General features: G+C 69.8%; 1 protein-coding gene. It reads right to left on the bottom strand.

Annotated features, from left to right (window positions below):
• Nucleotides 1–305, bottom strand: a 305-nt coding sequence (locus tag ACSNOB_RS32090; RefSeq protein ID WP_436691208.1) for a beta-ketoacyl synthase N-terminal-like domain-containing protein, incomplete at both ends; no start/stop codon positions are given.

Genomic DNA, 305 nt, shown 5'->3' with positions numbered 1-305 from the left:
TCCAGCCCGGCCGACTCGAACGTCTCCCACGAGGCCTCCAGCAGCAACCGCTGCTGCGGATCCATCGCCAGGGCCTCACGCGGCGAGATCCCGAAGAAGCCCGGGTCGAACTCCGCCGCCCCGTACAGGAAACCACCGTGCCGGGTGTACGACGTGCCGCTGCGGTCCGGGTCCGGATCAAACAACGACTCCAGGTCCCATCCGCGGTCGGCGGGGAACTCCGAGATACCGTCGCCACCGGCGGCCAGCAACTCCCACAACTGGTCGGGAGACTCCACCCCGCCCGGGTAGCGGCAGGCCATGCC

The organism is Micromonospora sp. URMC 106 (genome assembly GCF_051386395.1).
In the GTDB taxonomy this organism is placed as follows: domain Bacteria; phylum Actinomycetota; class Actinomycetes; order Mycobacteriales; family Micromonosporaceae; genus Micromonospora.
The sequence above is the reverse complement of the archived record's forward strand: the minus strand, read 5'-3'. Positions and strand labels throughout refer to the sequence as shown.